At 51.4% G+C, this 2,114-nt stretch carries 2 protein-coding genes, 1 pseudogene and 1 other annotated feature; all 3 genes and pseudogenes read left to right on the plus strand.

Annotation, left to right across the window (positions count from 1 at the left end):
• Positions 1–374 (plus strand): annotated as a pseudogene (locus BBW68_RS07855) (ATP-binding protein); the annotation flags it as partial.
• Positions 375–571: 197 nt separating this feature from the next.
• Positions 572–696: a sequence feature (Phe leader region), on the plus strand.
• Positions 573–620: a pheA operon leader peptide PheL gene (gene pheL, locus BBW68_RS17775; protein WP_102135772.1), complete on the plus strand. Its 48-nt coding sequence runs from the start codon at positions 573–575 to the stop codon at positions 618–620. It overlaps the preceding feature by 48 nt.
• Positions 697–720: 24 nt before the next feature.
• Entirely contained in the window at positions 721–1,881 is a 1,161-nt protein-coding gene (pheA, locus tag BBW68_RS07860; protein WP_070134729.1) for a bifunctional chorismate mutase/prephenate dehydratase, read from the plus strand.
• Positions 1,882–2,114 lie beyond the last annotated feature (233 nt).

Consider the following 2,114-nt stretch of genomic DNA (forward strand, 5'->3'; position numbering starts at 1 on the left):
GTTCTACAGTGCGGGAGAACTGCTGCAGGAGCTGCAAAAAGCCCGGTCGCTGCTGAGACTTAACGAAGTGTTGCTGAAGTTGGATCGCTACCGGGTGATAGTGATAGTATGACCTGGGTTATGTCAAACGTGACAATGCTGAAACCGGGGTATTGTTCGAACTTATCGCGCACCGGTACGAAAGAGGCAGTCTGATCATCACCAGCAACCATCCGTTCAGCACATGGGGAAGCATCTTCGTGGAAGAGACGATGGCGGTAGCAGCGGCGGATCGGTTGATCCATCACGGTTATATCTTCGAGTTAAAAGGAGAAAGTTACAGAAAGAAAACATCAAAAGCGATAACGCAGCAGTCAACTAAGCAAGAATCCTAAGGCGGCCAGGATAGTTGACGCGTACCGGCAAAAGTAATTGACGCCTAATATCAGGTGGCTTAGATACCATAACCAACTGAAATTCATCTACTTCACACACCAAGAAATATATAAAAATGCGCCTGCTGGCGCGTTTTTTATTGACAGAAGGAAATTGCAGCGGTTACTTTAACCTTTCAAGATATGGTGGATACCCCAATGAAATCAGTTCCGTTTTTCTTCGCATTCTTTTTTACCTTCCCCTAACTGGGAGGCAATTCGTCGTGTGAGAATGAATGCGAAGACGAATAATAAAGCCTCCCAACCGGGAGGTTTTTTTTTGGCGAAATATGGATAGGTAGCACATATGAACTCCGAAAACCCTTTGCTTGCTCTGTGCGATAAGATCAGCGCACTGGACGAACAACTGCTGACGCTGCTGGCACAGCGCCACGCGCTGGCGGTAGAAGTTGCCGAGGCCAAAATGGCTACGCACCGCCCCATCCATGACATCGACCGCGAGCGCGACCTGCTCGAACATCTAGTCAGCCTAGGTAAAAGCCACAAGCTGGATGCTCATTACATTACGCGCCTGTTCCAGCAAATCATTGAAGACTCCGTGCTGACCCAGCAGGCGCTGCTGCAAAAACAGCCAAATAATACTAACCCGCATTCGGCATGCATCGCCTTCCTTGGGCCAAAAGGTTCATATTCCCACCTAGCGTCGCGCCACTATGCCGCCCGCCATTTCGACAGCTTTATTGAGAGCGGCTGCCTGAAGTTCCACGATATCTTTAACCAAGTCGAAATCGACCAAGCAGATTACGCGGTGCTGCCGGTGGAGAATACGACCTCGGGTTCCATTACCGACGTGTACGATCTTCTGCAGCAGACCAGCCTGTCAATCGTGGGTGAAATTACTCTCCCTATCGACCACTGCGTGCTGGTCTCCGGCAATGCTACGCTGCAGGGAATCGAAACGGTTTACAGCCATCCGCAGCCATTCCAGCAGTGCAGCCAGTTTATTAACCGCTATCTGCACTGGAAAATCGAATACACCGAGAGCACCGCTGCCGCGATGGAAAAAGTAGCCGCAATGAACTCGCCAAAAGTCGCCGCTCTGGGCAGTGAAGCCGGTGGCAATATTTACAGCCTGCAGGTACTGGAGCGTAATCTGGCTAACCAGCGCCAGAACATCACCCGTTTTATCGTTCTGGCGCGCAAACCGATTGAAGTGTCGCTCCAGATCCCAGCCAAAACCACGCTGATTATGACCACTGGCCAACAGGCGGGTGCGTTGGTTGAAGCCCTTCTAGTGCTGCGCAAGCACAATCTGACGATGAGCAAGCTGGAGTCGCGTCCAATCAATGGCAACCCATGGCAGGAGATGTTTTACATCGATTTCCAGGGCAACCTGCGCAATGACGACGTGCAGGAAGCGCTGCGCGAGCTGGCTCCGATCACCCGCTCGCTGAAAGTCCTTGGCTGCTATCCGGGCGAGAACGTGGTTGCCGTCGACCCGCAGTAAACAGGCATCCGCCAGCCCGACGACGGCTGGTGGGTCCCCTCTTATCACCGAGAATTATTTAACCTGTTGCGTCTATCGCTATATCATTAGATATACAACGACTAACAGGCATTCATTATGATCCCGCGATCCCGGCTTTTTGCTGTCGCTTTTTTCACCGTTCTGCTCCCCTTTTCCGCACCGGCTGCGCACTAGGCTGTGTCCCTTAATTGCATAACCTTTTGTAAAACAGT

Origin of the sequence: Candidatus Erwinia dacicola, assembly GCF_001756855.1 — a bacterium.
GTDB lineage: Bacteria > Pseudomonadota > Gammaproteobacteria > Enterobacterales > Enterobacteriaceae > Erwinia > Erwinia dacicola.